At 73.5% G+C, this 15,964-nt stretch carries 12 protein-coding genes; 1 reads left to right on the forward strand and 11 read right to left on the reverse strand.

Features of this window, described 5'->3' with window-relative positions; genetic code table 11:
- Window positions 1-19: 19 nt before the first annotated feature.
- The 9 genes from ABT263_RS04945 to ABT263_RS04985 form a co-directional block, all read right to left on the reverse strand.
- Complete coding sequence (locus ABT263_RS04945; protein WP_352287627.1) at window positions 20-688, reverse strand: enoyl-CoA hydratase/isomerase family protein; 669 nt, start codon at window positions 686-688, stop codon at window positions 20-22.
- Window positions 689-799: 111 nt separating this feature from the next.
- Window positions 800-2,398, reverse strand: a complete 1,599-nt coding sequence (locus ABT263_RS04950; RefSeq protein ID WP_352287629.1) for an AMP-binding protein — start codon at window positions 2,396-2,398, stop codon at window positions 800-802.
- Window positions 2,399-2,479: 81 nt separating this feature from the next.
- Window positions 2,480-2,875 carry an acyl-CoA thioesterase gene (locus tag ABT263_RS04955; protein WP_352287630.1) on the reverse strand — a complete coding sequence of 132 codons (396 nt, stop codon included), beginning with the start codon at window positions 2,873-2,875 and terminating at the stop codon, window positions 2,480-2,482.
- A 254-nt stretch (window positions 2,876-3,129) separates the two neighbouring features.
- Window positions 3,130-4,068, reverse strand: a complete 939-nt coding sequence (locus tag ABT263_RS04960) for an acyl-ACP desaturase (RefSeq protein WP_329490308.1) — start codon at window positions 4,066-4,068, stop codon at window positions 3,130-3,132.
- Window positions 4,065-4,364 carry a hypothetical protein gene (locus tag ABT263_RS04965; protein ID WP_329490307.1) on the reverse strand — a complete coding sequence of 100 codons (300 nt, stop codon included), beginning with the start codon at window positions 4,362-4,364 and terminating at the stop codon, window positions 4,065-4,067. The genes ABT263_RS04960 and ABT263_RS04965 overlap by 4 nt, the downstream gene beginning before the upstream one ends.
- Window positions 4,365-4,520: 156 nt before the next feature.
- On the reverse strand, window positions 4,521-5,963 hold the full coding sequence (locus tag ABT263_RS04970) for an MFS transporter (protein ID WP_329490306.1): 1,443 nt from the start codon (window positions 5,961-5,963) through the stop codon (window positions 4,521-4,523).
- A 488-nt stretch (window positions 5,964-6,451) separates the two neighbouring features.
- Entirely contained in the window at window positions 6,452-7,135 is a 684-nt protein-coding gene (locus tag ABT263_RS04975; protein ID WP_352287632.1) for a Tat pathway signal sequence domain protein, read from the reverse strand.
- Window positions 7,136-7,426: 291 nt separating this feature from the next.
- Complete coding sequence (locus ABT263_RS04980; RefSeq protein WP_352287669.1) at window positions 7,427-10,159, reverse strand: SpoIIE family protein phosphatase; 2,733 nt, start codon at window positions 10,157-10,159, stop codon at window positions 7,427-7,429.
- Window positions 10,160-10,310: 151 nt separating this feature from the next.
- On the reverse strand, window positions 10,311-11,027 hold the full coding sequence (locus ABT263_RS04985) for a flavodoxin family protein (protein WP_352287634.1): 717 nt from the start codon (window positions 11,025-11,027) through the stop codon (window positions 10,311-10,313).
- Between the two features lie 288 nt (window positions 11,028-11,315).
- Here ABT263_RS04985 and ABT263_RS04990 point away from each other — a divergent pair, with 288 nt between their 5' ends.
- Window positions 11,316-11,840: a hypothetical protein gene (locus ABT263_RS04990; RefSeq protein ID WP_352287636.1), complete on the forward strand. Its 525-nt coding sequence runs from the start codon at window positions 11,316-11,318 to the stop codon at window positions 11,838-11,840.
- Window positions 11,841-11,875: 35 nt separating this feature from the next.
- Here ABT263_RS04990 and ABT263_RS04995 read toward each other — a convergent pair whose 3' ends face one another.
- The gene (locus ABT263_RS04995; protein WP_352287639.1) at window positions 11,876-12,604 is read right to left on the reverse strand and encodes a DUF5995 family protein; all 729 of its coding nucleotides are present in this window, start codon (window positions 12,602-12,604) and stop codon (window positions 11,876-11,878) included.
- 192 nt (window positions 12,605-12,796) lie between these two features.
- On the reverse strand, window positions 12,797-15,868 hold the full coding sequence (locus ABT263_RS05000; protein ID WP_502885753.1) for an acyltransferase family protein: 3,072 nt from the start codon (window positions 15,866-15,868) through the stop codon (window positions 12,797-12,799).
- Window positions 15,869-15,964: the final 96 nt, after the last annotated feature.

The following is a 15,964-nucleotide window of genomic DNA, read 5'->3' on the forward strand; positions in this document are numbered from 1 at the left end:
CGCTCAGGCGCTCAGGCGCTCAGGCCACCGTCGGCGTGCGGAGCGAGGCGAGCGTCTCGGAGTACAGCATCTCCTTGATCTGCCCCCGGACCGGCCGGGTCTTGCCGGCCAGCGCGCGGGCCCGCTCGACCGCGGTCCCGAGCAGCGCGTCGAGGTCCGCGACCTCGTCGACGATCCCGGCCGCGAGCGCCTCGCCGCCGCCGTAGCGGCGTCCGGTGGTCATCGCCTCGTGGGCCGTCCCCGGCGCCAGCCGGGCCCGGATCAGGTCCGACATGCCGCGCTGGAAGGGCAGGTCGAGATCCACCTCCGGCAGGCAGAAGTACCCCCGGTCGGCCCGCATCACCCGGACGTCGTGGGCCAGCGCCCACATCGCCCCGGCCGCGAAGGTGTGCCCGTTGAGCGCCGCGACGGTGACCACCGGCGAGGCCAGCGTCCGGGCGAGCAGCGCGTGCACCCGGTCCAGGTAGCCGGCGTACTGGTCGCCGTGGTCGAGCAGCCAGGCCAGGTCCAGACCGTTCGACCAGTACTTGCCGCTGCCCACCGTGACCAGCGCGCGCGGCCCCTCCGCGCCCTCCACCTCGTCGAACGCCGCCTCCAGAGCGGCGAGTCGGTCGGGGTGGAAGAGGTTCTCGTCGTCGGGGTCGAGCCGCAGGACGAAGACCTCGCCGTCCTGTTCCAGCTTCGGCATGCGTCGCTCCTTCGCGTAGTGGCGTCCCCGCCCGCGGGTGCGGGCGGGGCTCCGACGGCCGCGCCGGACCGGGTGGCCGCCGGCGGGCGGCCACCCGGTCCGGCCGCCCGCTCAGCTCCCGGGCCCGGCCAGCGTCAGCCCTTCGAGCTGCCCCTGCTCGTACGCGGCCACGATCGCGCGCCGCTGGAGCTTGCCGCTGCTGGTGCGCGGCAGCTGTCCGGGCTTCAGGTAGTGCACGTCCTCCGCCCGCACGGTGACGCCGATCGCCCGCACCAGGTGCTCGACGATCCGCGCCCGGCTGCCCGGCACGTCGTCCCGGGCCTCGCGGTCCACCTCGGTCAGGACCACGATGTCGGTGCCGATCTGCGCCACCGCGGTGCGGCCCTCGCGGACGAACGGGAGCTGCTCGACCGCCTGCTCGAAGTCGGCGGCGAACAGGCTGCGCCCGCCCACCTTGATCCGGTCGCTGATCCGGCCGGTGATGAACAGCTCCCCGGCGTCCAGGAAGCCGATGTCCCCGGTGGCGTAGTAGCCGTCCGGCCCCTCGATCGACCCGGGGCGGTCGAAGTAGGCCTCGGCGAGGCTGCCGCCGGCCAGCTCGATCTCGCCCAGCTCGTGCTCGCCGCAGACCCGCCCGTCCTCGCCGCGCAGCCGGACGGCGAACTCCGCCATCGGCCGGCCGACCGAGATCGCCGGGACGCCGGACGGTGAGGTCACCACCCGGATCTCGCCGCCCACCGGGCGGCTGGCCACCAGCAGGACGGCCTCGGCCATGCCGTAGCAGGGCATGAAGACGTCGCGCCGCAGACCGGCGGGCGCCATCAGGTCGAGGAACGCCTCCAGGTTCGGCAGGTTGATCGGCTCGCTGCCGAGGTAGATCGACCGCATCCCGGAGAGGTCGAGTTCGGCGATCTCCTCCGGGTCGAGGTCCTGCATCAGCTTGAGCGAGTAGTCGACGGCGAAGTTCGGGATGACGGTGCCGATGGCCCGCTCCCGGCCCATGTGCTCCCACCAGCCGCGCGCGTCGAACAGGAAGGTCACCGGCTCGGCGAGCAGCAGGTCGCAGCCGACGGTGAAGCAGGACAGCATGCCGCCGACCAGCCCCATGTCGTGGTAGAGCGGCAGCCAGCTGCTGACCCGCTCCCCGGGCTCGCGGCCGTCGGTCCGGGTGATCATGGCCAGGTTGGCCCGGAGCCGGCCGTGGGTCACCGGGACGCCCTTGGGGAAGGAGGTCGACCCGGAGGAGAACTGCACGAAGGCCAGTTCGTCGTCCCCGGGCGTCCGCAGCCGGGCGCCGGCCCGGCGCAGGCCCGCCGGCGGCAGCGGCAGCGCCTCGACCGGCAGGTCGACGGCGGCCAGCGTGGGGACGCCGAGGATCCGGGCGGCGCCGAAGTCCGCCGCGACCCGGGCCAGGAACTCCTGGTAGCCCTCCCTCGGCGTGTTCAGCACGAAGGGCTTGACGGAGAGCGGCACCGCGCCGATCTCCATCAGCGCCAGGAACGCGAAGATCACCGGAACGGAGGTCTCGAACGGGAAGACCACCCTGGTCCCCGGTCCGATCCCCTGCTCCCGGAAGAAGTCCGCACTGGCGGCGATCCGCTCGGGGAAGTCCCGGTACGGCGTGAACTCCGCCGGGTCGCCGTACTTCTCGTACAGGTGGAGCCCCCGCTCGGGCGGGCACTCCTGGTTGCGCTGGATGTGTTCGAGCACCGGACCCCTCCTACTCGTTCGGTTACCGCTCGTTCATGGTTCGGTCGCCGCGTTCCGTATCGGCGGCGTCCCGACGGGCCGTCAGGCCGGGGTGGAGGCGGCCAGGAAGTCCTGGAGGGAGACCAGGCAGCGCTGCTCCGCGTCCAGGAAGGCCACCGTCACCAGCGCGTCCACCGCCGGCCGGTCGGCCTCCGGAAGGTGGATCCGCTGCCGGAAGCGGGCCCGGAAGGTCAGGCCCTCCTCGTCCCACTCCTCCTCCGAGGGGGAGACGAGCTCGGTCCGCACCTCGACCCGGCCGCGCGGGATCTCGGCCAGGTAGTCGATCTCGGTGCGGGCGACCACCGCGATCAGCCGGTCACCGTGCACGAGCCCCTGGAGGCCGAGCCAGTCCCACCGCCCGGCCTCCAGGTACTCCAGCGCGACCGCGTTGTTGACGTGCCCCAGCGCGTCGAGGTCGTTGGGGCGCACCGGGAGCATGAGGCGTGATTCGCCGAAGAACACGTCGGACCGTCCGTTTTCGATCGTGCCGAAGGGCCCCGGCCGAGGAGCCGGGAGCCGGTGTACCGGGAGCCGTAGCAGCGGGAGCCGTGGTGCCCGGGAGCCGTGGTGCCGGGAGCCGTCCGGGCGGGGTGTCCTGCCCGGGCGGCCGGGTCCCCGGGTGCGCGGCCGCCGGGCCGGCGCCCCGCGGTGAACGCGCGGGGTGCCGGCCCGGGCGGCCGCGGAGCCCGGCGTCAGCTGTCGAGGAGGTCCATCCAGGTGTCCTCGACCTCCTCCCGGGAGTGCACCTCGATCCCGGTGATCTTCTTCAGAGCGCCGCAGACCAGCTGCTCCTTCTTCTCCATCGCCTCGGGCCGGTAGCCGGTCTCGGCGGTGTCCAGGTGGTCCCACCAGTTGACGTGGGTCCCCCGGTCCTCCTTCTGGTCCCGGGCGCTGCCCAGGAGTTCGCCGTCCTCGCGGAGGAAGAGGTGGGCCACCGCGAAGGCGTCCTTGGCGTGGTACTCGCCGCTGTCCACCAGGGCCTTCGCGAACGACACGAAGTAGTTGCGGTGCTGGATCTCGTCGGCCGCGACCTGCTTGAAGATCCGGCGCAGGCCCTCGTCCTGGATCACGTGCTGGCACTGGCCGTAGTTGACGGCGGCGGTGATCTCGGAGATCGCGAGCAGCACCAGGGTGCGCAGCATGTCGTCGTCCGGGAAGACCTTGCGGAACGCGAGGAAGGTCTCGTCGTCGATCGGCTCCATCCCGCTGACGTCCGCCAGCCGGTTGAAGACCGTCTCGTGGTGGGCCTCCTCCTCGTTCCAGTAGCGGCTCCAGGTGCCGCACGCCTCCATGACCGCCGCGAGCGCCGGGTTGGTCTTCTCCCAGCGGCGCACCTCGGCCTCGGCCTGCCGCTCCAGGCGGTCGGCGCCCGGCTTGGTGGTCAGCTCGGCCCGGCCGGCGTTCCACACCAGGTTGCGGTCGAGCGGGGTGAGGCTGTCCAGGTCGACGGCGGACAGCATCTCGACGACGCTCCACCGGCGCGACTCGTGCAGCCGCTGCTGCTCCCAGGTCACGTCGACGAGGGACATCCCGCGCACCGTCACCGCGTCCCAGAGGTCGGTGATGATGGCCGGCGGCTCGGCGGGGACGACCGCCTTCCGGATCACCGGCTCCGTCTCGATGACGCTCATGCGGCCGCCTCCTTGGCCTTCTGCTTCTCGAACTCCTCCAGGAACACCTTCAGCACCACCGGGGTCGCGGTGTCGAGGGGCAGCGCGGGCAGCCGCACCCGCACGCCGTAGTCCTTGCGGAGACCGTTGGCGGTCCGGGCGAAGGCTTCCATCAGGTCAATGCTGTTGGTCATTTTGGGACTCCGGCCGATCACATCGGCCAGCGTCACGTCGTCGGCGAAAACTTCCTCGTCGGCGAGGCCGGCGTGCTCGCCGAATTTCTGCCGGATGTAGGACTCAACTTCGGGCGTCACCATGGCTCAGAATCATACAAGTTGGCGATTGTGCAGGCCAAGTGATGCCTGTTACACGGAAGTTGATGCGTCATCAGATCTGCTTCGCACAAACACCGCTGGACCCCCGGTCGGAACCGGGGGACGAGTCGCGGTATTGGTCGGCGAATTCGGCCGAAATCACCGGAGGCCCGGTAGATCGGCAGGCGCGTCGACCGCCGGGATCCGGCGGATCGTCACCGCGGCGAGCAGGGCGACGGCGAGCGCGAAACCGATCGCCAGGTACCAGGTGTCACGCGCGGCGCCGAGCGCGTCGGCCGCCGAGGCGGTCACCACGGAGACCGCGAGGGCCGTCCCGAGGACGGCGCCGAGCTGACGGAAGGCCGCGTTCGCCGCACTCGCGGTGGCCAGCCGGGCCGGTTCGACCCCGGCCAGCGCGACCGCGCCCAGCACCGGCCAGACCAGTCCGGCCCCGGTGCCCATCACCACCGCCCCGGGCAGCCAGTGGGTGAGGAAGTCGGGCCCCCGGCCGCCGCCCCAGAGCAGCAGCAGCGTGCCGCAGGCGTAGATCAGGCAGCCGGCGATCACCACCGGGCGGTCCCCGAACCGCTCCGCGAACCGGCTCGCCGGGCGGGCGACCAGCGCGGTGGCGATCGGCGGCGGCGTGGTGGCGAGTCCGGCCGTGATCAGCGACCAGTGCCAGTGTCCGGTCAGGAACAGGATGTTGTTGAGGATGACCATGTAGAAGGTCACCGAGAACAGCATCGAGCCGAGGTTGCCGCCGATGGCGCTGCGCGAGCGGAGCAGGTCCAACGCGATGACCGGCGCGGGGTGGCGCGCGCTGCGCAGCACCGCCGCCACCGCCAGCAGCGCGCCACCGGCCAGCGCTCCGAGGGTGCCGGGGCTCGTCCACTCCCAGTCCGGGCCCTTGACCAGGCCCAGGGCGAGCAGGCCGAGCGCGCCGCCGAGCAGCGCCGCGCCCAGCACGTCCGGAGTCGGACCGCCGCGCTCGCGCTGCTCGGTGAGCGAGCGGGAGGCCCAGACGGCCGCCACCCCGATCGGGATGTTCACCAGGAAGACCGCCCGCCACGACCAGTGCTCGGCCAGCAGCCCGCCGAGACCGGGGCCGATGCCGGCGGCCAGCGCCGCCGCCGCGCCCCAGATGGTGATCGCGATCAGCCGCCGGGCCATCGGGAACATCGGCATCAGCAGCGCGAGCGAGGTCGGCACCAGGATCGCCGCGCCCACCGCCTGCACCAGCCGCGCCGCGATCAGCACCGTCGCCGACCCGGCGAGCCCGCAGACCACCGAGGCCAGGGTGAAGAGCGAGAGGCCGACCGCGAACGACCGCCGGCAGCCGAGCCGGTCGGCGGCCCGGCCGGCCGGCATCAGGAAGGCCGCGATCACCACGTTGTAGCCGTTGAGCACCCAGGAGAGGGTCGGCAGGTCGGAGCCGGAGAAGGTCTTGGCGATGTTGGGGAACGCCACGTTCACGATGGTGCTGTCCAGGAAGGCCACGAAGGCTCCCAGGCAGCAGAGCAGCACCGGCCCGAGCGGCGGCCCGGCGGCCGGGCCGGCCACGACGGCGGGGCCCTTGACGGGTGCGACGGGCGATTCGGCCATGCGGGCGTCCTTCCTGGGCGACGGGATCGGGCGGTCGGTGCGCCGTCGGGGCACCGCGCCGCAGCGGCCCGTCCTCCCGGACCGGTCCGCACACCGCCGTCGAGCCGCCGGCCCCCGCCCGCGTCTCTCCCCCACGGGGCACGCCTCACCGGCACGCCCCACCGCACACCCCAGGAGCGTGTACGGGCACGCGGAACTGGCGTTCCCCCCGCATGTGAGCCGAGCGCGCGACGCCACGATCCGTCGCGCACGCCGCATCCGGCAACGGCACAGACCGCACTCGACCCCCCGCACACGCCGGTGGGCCTGATCAGATTGCTCGTTGTTACCCGCCAGTGTCAATCCCCTCCCGACCAGCGGACAGCGGTCGGGGGAACGCCCCTGACCTCCCGTCAGGCCGGCTTCACCCCCGCCCACCAGCCACGACGCCGACCGGCAGGGCAGCGGCCCCGCGGGCACGCCCGCGGGGCCGCTCGCTTCGCGCCGGATCAGTTGACGACGACCGCCGGGCTGCCGGCCTGGCTGGTGTCGGTGACCGGGCCGTAGGTGGCCGAGAAGTAGCCGTCGGCCGGGCAGAGCGAGGAGCCGCCGCTCTTGGCGAAGTGCTCGGTGCGGAACACCATGCTGTGGCCGGCGTTGTCCGCGGCGCCGGTGAACGCACCGCTGAGCTGGTAGCTGCAGGTGAGGGTGCCGAACCAGCTGTTGAGCACGGCGGTGGCTTGGATCGGCCCGGCGGTCCCCGGGGTGAGGGTGATCGGCAGCCCCGGGCCGTCGTCGACGGCGATGACGTGCGGGAAGTTGCCGACGGTCAGGCTCCGGACCGAGGTGACCCCGGTGACGTTGCTGGTGCACGAGCCGAAGGTCAGCCCGGTGAGGGACTCCGTGGCCGTACCGGGGGCCGCCGGGTTGCTCAGCACCCTGGCGGCGAGCTGGGAGGTGGCGCAGGTGACCCCGGTCGTACTGGTCGCGGTCGAGTAGAAGGTGGCGCGGGTGTTCGCGGCGAGCGGCGCGGCGAGCGTGTCGCCCGCCGCGACGGCGCCGCCGCCGGCGGTCAGCACCGCGGTGGCGGTGACGGAGCCGGGCGCCGCCGACGCGGGGACGGCCCCCAGCGCGAACGCCGCGGTGGCGGCGAGGGCGGCGGCGACCAGCGGGACAGGACGGTGAAGGCGCATGGGAAAGCCTCTTCCTCGGTGAGGGGGAATCGAGAAGGTGAACTTTCGTGGCCCCCCGTCGGTGGGGGATTCGGGGAGCTGACTACGTTGTAGAGCGGTGTCCGTGCACCGTCAAGACACTGCACCGAACTTGCTGACTCTTCGTCAGCAAGAACCGGAGCGACGATCGGCGGCCGGACCCGCGGCGGTGTGACGTACCGTCCACGCGGGTGACCGCACGCGGGAGGCGGCCGGGGGTCCCGCACCGGCGACGCCATAATCCCGGTTCACCGGGGTGTGACCGCCAGGCCGTCAAGCTCTGGAGACGACGTGCTGGGTCTCGTCGGGGCGTTGCGGGGTCACGGCATGGACGGAGGCGGGGAAGGCCTGTTCGGCCCAGATGATCTTGCCGTGAGGCGTGTAGCGGGTACCCCAGCGCTCGGTGAGCTGGGCCACCAGGAACAGGCCCCGGCCGCCCTCGTCGGTGCTCGCCGCGTACGTCAGGCGCGGAGAGGTGTTGCTCCCGTCGGAGACCTCCAGGATCAGGCTGCGGTCGCGCAACAGTCGGACCCGCACCGGCTCCGAGCCGTAGCGGATGGCGTTGGTGACCAGCTCGCTCAGGGCGAGCTCGGTGGCGAAGGACAGCTCGCCCAGGCCCCATTCCTCCAGCGTCGCCGTGCTCCATTCCCGGATGTCGGCAACGGCGGCCGGATCGGACAGCACGTCGCGCTCGACGACCCGCTCCGGGCCGAGCACCCCGGTCCTGGCGATCAGCAGTGCCACGTCGTCCTGCGGGTGCTCCGGTAGCAGCGCTTCCAGCACCGCCCGGCAGTTCTCCTCCGGCCCCCGGTCGCGCTGCGACAGCGCCAGGCGCAGCAGGTCCATGCCGACGTCGAGGTCCCGGGTGCGCTCCTCGATCAGGCCGTCGGTGTACAGCACGATCTGGGTGCCCTCGGCCAGCCGCACCTGGGCGGTCTCGTAGGGCATCCCGCCCGCGCCGAGCGGCGGTCCGGTCGGCAGGTCCGGGAAGACGACCTCGCCGGCGGGATCGACCAGCGCAGGCGGCAGATGGCCAGCGGTCGCGATGGTGCAGAGCCGGGAAGTCGGGTCGTAGATCGCGTACAGGCAGGTGGCACCGGTGACGCCGGTGCCGGTGCCGGCGTCGGCCTCCTCCTGGTCAATCCGGTTGACCAGCTCGTCGAGGTGGCCGAGCAACTCGTCGGGCGCCAGGTCGAGGGCGGAGAAGTTGTGCACGGCGGTGCGTAGCCGGCCCATGGTGGCGGCGGCGTGCAGCCCGTGGCCGACCACGTCGCCCACCACCATGGCCACCCGGCTGCCGGGCAGCGGGATCACGTCGAACCAGTCGCCGCTCACGCCGGACTGCGCGGGCAGGTAACGGTGGGCGACCTCCAGCGCGCTCTGGCCGGGCAGGACGCGCGGCAGCAAACTGCGCTGCAGGGTCACGGCCATGGCGTGCTCGCGCGTGTAACGGCGGGCGTTGTCGATGCTGACGGCGGCCCGCGCGACCAGTTCCTCGGCCAATGAGCGGTCGTCGTCGTCGAACGGCTCGGGCTTCCGCGACCGCCAGAAGTTGACGACGCCCAGGATGATGCCGCGGGCCTTCAACGGGGTGGTGATCAGCGTGTGCACGCCGTAGTCCAGGATGTGCCCGGTCCACTCCGGGTCCTGGGCCTGCCAGCCGTGCGCGACCGCCAGATCGGGGACGACCTGCGAGCGGCCGCTGTCGAAGCCGCGGGCCATCGGGGAGGACGGGATGAAGGCGGTCAGCCGGCCGCACGGGTAGAACGGGTGGTCGTCGCGGATGCCGTGGACGGCGGTCCGGCGCAGGTTGACGGCGCCACCGGTGGGCTCGTCGCCCTGCAGCACCGGGTCCGCGAGGTCCACGGTGACGAAGTCCGCGAAGCCGGGCACCGCGACCCGGGCCAGCTCCTCGGCGGTGCGCTCGACGTCGAGCGTGGTCCCGATGCCGACGCCGGCCTCGTACAGCAGGGCCAGACGCCGGCCGGCCATCTCGGCCTTGCCGGAGAGGGCGAGCAGCTCCGTGGAGTCCCGGATGGTCGCGACCGTCCCCATGGCGAGGCTGTGCGGGTCGGTCGGCCGCTGGTTGACCACGACGAGCCGGCCCCCGACGCGGAGCAGTTCGTCGGTAACCGCCCGGCCCGACAACAGCAAGTCGGCAGTCTCCGGGGTGAGGCCTTCGATGTCGCCCAGGTGCCGACCCTCGACGTGGTCGGGCAGGCCCAGCAGTTCGCGCGCCTCGTCGTTGGCCAGCAGCAGCTGCCCGCCGTGTCCGACGATGACCACGCCCTCCCGGACCGCGTGCAGGACGGCGTCGTGGTGCTCGTACATCCGGGCCAGCTCGCCCGGGTCCATGCCGCGGGTCTGGCGCCTCACCCGGCGGGCGATCAGCGCGGTACCGGCAGTGGCGACCATGACGGCGGCTGCCCCGGTGCCGAGGATCAGCGGCAGTTGCCGGTCGTCGGCGGCGGTGACGTTCTGGACCTTGAGCCCGGCCGACACCAGCCCTGCGACCGATCCGTCCGGAGCGGTGACCGGCACGATCGCCTGGACCTCGTGGCCGAGCGGACCGTGCACACTCTCGGTATAGATCTGGCCGGCCAGGGAGGGGCCGATGGTGCCGACGAACCGCTGGCCGATCCGGTCCGGCATCGGGTGTGTGTAGCGGATTCCCTGGTCGTTCATGACGACGATGAAGTCGACGCCGGACACCTCGCGGGTTGCCTCGGTGATCGGCTGGAGAATCGCTGACGGATTGGGCGACTTGAGCGCGGCGAGCAAACCAGGGGAATGCGCGAAGGTTTCCGCGACCGCGACCGACCTGTTCTTCGCCTCGGAATCGCTGCTCCGCCGTGACTCGAGGACCTGCGCCAGGATCGCCCCGAGCACGAGGAGCACCACGACCACGAGTTCCAGAGCGAAGACCTGAGCGGCTACGCTCCGTCGGTTTCTCGCGATCAGTGGCTTTCTGAATACGATCCGCGATCGGTCGGCGTGTTCGACCATGCTCATTTCTAACACCGCACCGGCATTTTTCCGCCAGGCCGTATCCGCCGTCTTGCTCCTTGGATTCCTACCGTCCGCATTCTCGATCCTGGACGCTCACGCTCCGTGATCGTTCCGCCGTGCCCGACGGGCCGTGGAAGGCTTGCTGGGTTCAGCGGTGCTCGGGGTTCTCGAAGTCGAAGCGGCAGCCGGCGTCCCACTCGGAGCGTTGGTTGCCGTGGGCGGGGACGCCGCCGGCGTCCTTGAGCATCCGGGCGAGGTGGAGCAGGTTCCAGGTCATGAAGGTGGCGTTGCGGTTGGTGAAGTCGTTCTCCGGCCCGCCCGACCCCGGGTCGAGGTAGGACGGCCCCGGCCCCGCCTCCCCCACCCAGCCGGCGTCGGCCTGCGGCGGGATCACGTACCCCAGGTGCTGCAGGCTGTAGAGGACGTTCATCGCGCAGTGCTTCGCGCCGTCCTCGTTCCCGGTGATCAGACAGCCGCCCACCCGGCCGTAGTAGGCGTACTGGCCCTCGGAGTTGAGGATCGACGAGCAGGCGTAGAGCCGCTCGATCACCTGCTTCATCACCGAGGAGTTGTCACCCAGCCAGACCGGACCGGCCAGGACGGGGATGTCGGCGGCCATCACCTGGCTGTAGAGCACCGGCCAGTCGTCGGTCTCCCAGCCGTGCTCGGTCATGTCCGGCCAGACGCCGGTGGCGATGTCGTGGTCGACCGCCCGGATCACGTCGACCTGGACGCCCTGGCGCTGCATGATGCCGGTGCTGAGGTCGATCAGGCCCTGGGTGTGGCTGCGCTCGGGCGAGCGCTTGAGGGTGCAGTTGAGGACCAGCGCGCGCAGGTCGTCGTAGCCGCGGGGCGAGGTGGACATCGGCGGGCCCTTTCCGGAGGAGGCGTTCGCCCACCAGTCCAGCCGCACTGCCGGGCCGCCGCCCGTCGGACTGGGCCGCCCGCGCGGACGCCGGGCGGACGCCGGTCCGGGAACGGGCCCGGCCCGCTCAGCGGGGCGCCGCGGGCAGCACGCCGTCGGCGATCTCCAGCGTGCCACGCCTGCCGCCGCCCGCCACTCCGGGCCCCCGGGGGCCGGTACCGGAGACGCCGGCGCCCGTACGGCGTAGCCGCCGGGCCGGGCCGCCCGCCCCCTCGTAGGGTGCGAAGGATGAGCAGCCCAGTCAGCCGGCCCGAGGGCGGGCACCGCAGCGACCGTCCGGCGGCCGAGCGCACGGACTACGCCGGAGCGGTCTACGGCTCCATGCTCGCCGCCTCGGTGGTGGCGACCGCGGGTGCCGTCGGCGACTACCCGCGCTTCCAGCTAGGCGTCCTGCTGATCGTCACCGGCCTGGTGTTCTGGGGCGCCCATGTGTACGCCCGGCTCGCCGGTGAGCGCCAGGTCGGACAGCGGCTCACCTGGCGGCAGGCCCGCCGGATCGCCCGCCACGAGCGGCCCATCGTGGAGGCGGCGGTGGCCCCCGCGGTGGCGGTGCTGATCAGCCCGCTGCTCGGGCTGGGCCTCCCCGGGACGGCCTGGCTGGCGCTGGGCGTCGCCGTCGCCCAGCAGGTCGGGTGGGCGTTCGTGGGAGCCGTCCGGGCCGGGGCGAGCCGGCGGCAGGCGGCGCTGGAGGGGTTCGTCAACCTCGTCCTGGGCCTGATCATCGTGGCCGCCAAAGCCGCCCTCGGGCACTGAGCTCGACTCGGCCCGGCGCGGGAGCGGCGGCGGTGTCAGACCTCGTCGGTGGGCGGGCCGGCCGGCGGCAGGACCGGGGTGACCAGCAGCCGGGCGGCCAGTATCGCGCCACCGGTGACGGCGGCCAGCGTGGCGTCGTGGAAGGGGCGCAGGTTGCGCTCGTGCCAGAGCGTCTGGGTGGTGGCCCAGGCGGCGTCCAGCGCGCGGGCGACGGAGAAGCTGGCGACGAGGTGCCGCAGGGACTCGGCGGCCTGGGCGTCCGGCGTGCCGAGCCGCGCCTCGAAGGAGGCCCGGGCCTCGGCCTCGGCCTGCCCCAGCAGTGCGGCGGCCCGGAGGTGGTCGGCGTGCACGGGCGGGGTGTCCGGCGTGGTGCGGCGCTCGATGCAGGTCTCCACCAGGGCCAGCGGGAGGTCGTGGCTGAGGTGCGCGCTCATCCCCGCGAAGGCGAACTGGATCGGCCGGACCGACCGGTCTCCCCGGGCCTCGAACAGCGGCTGCCAGGCCTCGTTGACCGGGCGGCCCGCTTCGGCGTCCTCGACCGCGTCGAGGTAGGCACCGGCGAGGACCACCTCCAGGTCCTCGGTGAACGCCCCGTCCTGGAAGGAGCCCGCGGCCAGGTGGCCGCCGATCAGTTCGGCGACCCTCAGGTACATCCGGTTGAAGCAGGCCACACCGTCCCGCGGGTCCAGCCGGGCCTCCACCGCCCGCATCCGCCCGACGACCTCGTCGAGGCTCCGCGCGGGCCTGGCGTGCGCGTATGTCATGGCCGTCCTCCCGGAGAAGCGGTCGGTGCGGGGTCGGACCCGGCTGCCACCTGTACCCAGACTGCCACCTCCGCGCGGCGGCCACCGCCGCCGGTCGCCCGAACCGCCCCGCCGGCCGACCGTGCCGGGGCCCGGAACGCGCCGGGGGCCGTCCTCGCCGGCGGGGCGGGGACGGCCCTCGGCCGGTCCGGATCAGGGGCGGGCGCCTCCCCGGGTCGAGACGGCGACGTAGTCCACCCGCATCGGGTGCCCGGGCTCGGTGGCCGGGCCGGGCACGCCGCCGAGCGCGGCGGGCAGGTTGCCGCCGACCGCGACGTTCAGGATCAGGAAGAGCCCGTGGCCGACGGCCCGGTCCCAGGTCGCGCGGTCCATCCCCGCGGCCGTGACCCGGTGGTGCTCGCGCCCGTCGAGGTACCAGCGGACCTGCTCGGCCCCGGGCGTGAGGTCGACCTCCACCGCGTAGCCGTGGAAGCCCGTGCGGCAGTCCGGGCACGGCTGGTCGCCCGAGCCGAGGCCCTTCGGCTCCTGGCAGGGGCCACCCTCCAGGGTGCCGCAGTGCATCGTGCCGAAGATCGAGCCGCGGCCGTTGACCTGCTCCATCACATCGAGCTCACCGATCGCGGGCCAGCCGGTGAAGCCGTCGCGCAGCTCACCGCCGAGCGTCCAGAAGGCCGGCCAGTACCCGGCGGCGGCCGGTCCGGTGACGTCGGGCAGCGCGATCGAGGCCTCGATCCGCAGCACTCCGCCGGGCGGCGGGGCGAGGTCGGAGCGGCGGGACTCGATCCGGCCCGAGCTCCACCGGCCGTTCTCCAGGGTGGGGACGATCTCCAGCGCGCCCCGGCCGTCGAGACGGACGTTGGCGGTCGAGTCGGTCATCGTCTCGATCTCCCCGGTGCCCCACTGCGGAGCCGGGCAGCCCGGGTAGCAGGTCCCCAGGTCGTACTGCCAGTGCTCGGCGGAGGGGCGGCTGCCCGCCGGGCCCTCGAAGTCGTCCCGCAGCACCGGTGTCCAGCCGTCGGCGCCGGGCTTCCCCGGTCCGGGGGCGACACCCCCGGCAGCGCCGGCGGCGGGCACCAGCCCGGCCTCGGTCAGCAGCCGTTCGAGCCGGGGCGTCAGGACGACGGCCGCGACGTTGGTCAGGTGCGCGTCGTCCCGGTAGAGCAGGATGCGCTCCAGGACGGCGGGGCAGCTGCGCCCCGCACCCGGGCAGAGGACGGAGTTCAGCTCGACCGACCGGACGCCCGGCACCCGGCCGGCCGCGATCTCCTCGGCGAGCGGGTCGGGCCACTGCGCACGGGCGCGCGGGAACTCGCAGGCGGCCGGGTCCTCGGTGTGCCCGGAGACGCAGGCCGGAACGTCCGTCCCGGGGATCGGGGTGTCCTGGATGTAGACGATCGGCACCCCGAGCGCGCGCAGCGGCGCCAGCGTCCGCTCCCAGCCGTCGAGCAGCAGCCGTCGGTCGTCGGTGTAGCGGTTGAGCGCGGAGACCACGATCAGCTTGGGCTTCGGCCCGCTGCGCAACCGCTCCAGGCTGGCCGTCCGCCAGCTGTCGCACTCCCAGTACGCCCGCCCCAACTGCGGGTTGACCACGTCGAGTTCGGGCAGCGGGCAGCCCTGCTTGACCAGTTCCTCCAGGGCCCAGTGGCGCGCCGCCGCGATGGCGAGCAGCGAGGAGAACCACTGGCCGGCGTGCGAGTCGCCGAGCAGGACGATCCGGTCCGCACCGCTGGTGTCGCCGAACAGGCAGGCGGGGCTGGTGACGGCGCTCGGCGCCACCTCGCACTCGCCGTCCGGCGGGAAGTCCTTGCGCGCCTGCGCGGCGGCCGGGACGACCGCCGCGGTCTTCGGCGGGGTGGCGGTGCGCACCAGCAGGGAGGTGCCGTCGGGCGAGCCCGGCGGCAGGCCGAGCAGGTCCACCGGCCCGGCCGGTCCGAGCAGCCGCAGCGTGCCGGTGCCGACGACCAGCGCCAGCACCACCGGGACGATCACTGCGGTGAGCCCCAACGAGAGCCCGCGCCTGGGGAGTTCGGCCACGGTGCGGTTGCGGCGCAGCGGCTGTTCGATCCAGCGCAGCACCGCCATGGCGGGCAGCGCGGCCGCCGCGCTCAGCGCCACCTTGACCGGCCAGCCGAGCGTCCCGAACCGGGCCTCGGTGAGCACCAGGACCGGCCAGTGCCACAGGTACAGGTTGTAGGAGAGCCGGCCGATCGCGCGCGGGGCCCGCAGGCCGAGCAGCCGGTCCGCGCCGTACCCGGTGGCGACGGCGGCGCCGCCGTCCCGCCGGTCCGGCGTCCCGGCCAGGATGATCGCGGCGGTGGCGAGGGTCGGGACCAGTGCGGCGTACCCCGGGTAGGGGGTGCCGGCGTCGTAGGCGAGGACGCACCAGCCGATGGCCAGCAGGCCGGCCCAGCCGGTGAGCAGCCGCAGCGGGCGCGGTCCGCGCAGCCGGTGCCAGGGGAGCAGGGCGAGCAGCGCCCCGACCCCGAACTGCCAGACCCGCGAGGGCGTGCCGAGGTAGGCGAGCGAGACCGAGCTCTGCGTCCAGTGCAGCGAGAGCGCGAAGGAGCCCAGCGTCAGCGCCCCCGCGACCGCGGCCGCCACCGTGCGGACGGCCCGGCCGCGGCGGACCGCCCGGGCCGCCAGGAACACGATCAGCGCGACCAGTGGCGCCCAGAACAGGTAGAACTGCTCCTCCACCGCGAGCGACCAGAAGTGCAGCAGCGGGCTCTGGTCGCGCCCGGCCGCGAGGTAGTCGGTCTGCTGGGAGACGAAGCGCCAGTTGGCGACGGAGAGCGCCGCGGCCAGCACGTCGTGCTCCAGGTCGGCACGGCGCAGCGGGACGGTCAGCCAGGCGCCCGCCAGCGCGACCGCGCCGAGCACCACGGCGGCCGAGGGCAGCAGCCGGCGCGCCCGGCGGGAGAAGAACTCCCCCAGCCGGACCCGGCCGGTGGTGACGGCCTCGCGCACCAGCAGTCCGGTGATCAGGTAGCCGGAGACGACGAGGAAGACGTCGACGCCGACGAACCCGCCGGCCAGGCCGGGTACGGAGGCGTGGAAGGCGAGCACCGCGAGGACCGCCACCGCGCGCAGGCCCTCGATGTCGGGGCGGAAGCCGGCCGGGCGGGGCGCCGCCCCCGGGCTGCCGGACGCCCGCGCGCCGGAGCCCCGGGAGCCGGAGCCGCCGCGCGGCGGGCCGGGGATGGTGTAGGTACCCGGCAGGAGCTCCGGGTCCGCGGTCGGTGGCACAGGTGTGTCCGGTGACATTGAGGTGGTCGGTGCGGTCGGGGTCGGTGACATCGGTGTGGTCGGTGTGGTCGGTGTGGTCGGGGTCGGTGACATCGGTGTGGTCGGGGATATCGG

It is taken from the genome of Kitasatospora sp. NPDC001603, assembly GCF_040298365.1.
Taxonomy (GTDB): Bacteria; Actinomycetota; Actinomycetes; order Streptomycetales; family Streptomycetaceae; genus Kitasatospora.